This window comes from Halalkalibacter lacteus (assembly GCF_036663595.1).
Lineage (GTDB): Bacteria > Bacillota > Bacilli > Bacillales > Bacillaceae_D > Halalkalibacter > Halalkalibacter lacteus.
On sequence record NZ_JAWRVL010000190.1, the window covers coordinates 1 to 274 of the forward strand.

Here is a 274-nt window from a genome sequence, read left to right on the forward strand (position 1 = left end):
GATAGTCCCCTGCCCGATCAAGAGATAGTGACAGGGTGCCGTTCTGACTTTGCGTTTCGAGCGGCTCGCCGTTTAAAAACCACCAGCGCTGAACGCCCTGACCGCCCTGCACCGCCACCGGTATCACCAGCGTGGTAGTGCCCGGCAGCGGTTGAACGCGCTGTCCGTCAATAAGGCCAGTCACAATCAGCGGCGCGCTACTGCCCTGCTGCAAGGGTGGACACCGGGGATCAACCGCCGGTAAGCGCTGCGCCCGACGCTCCTGCGGCGGCAG

Annotated in this window: 1 protein-coding gene; it reads right to left on the reverse strand. The window is 64.2% G+C overall.

What is annotated here, in order from left to right:
• The coding region (locus SAZ04_RS22025; RefSeq protein WP_332699714.1) for a hypothetical protein at positions 1-214 on the reverse strand (214 nt) is incomplete at its 3' end.
• Positions 215-274: the final 60 nt, after the last annotated feature.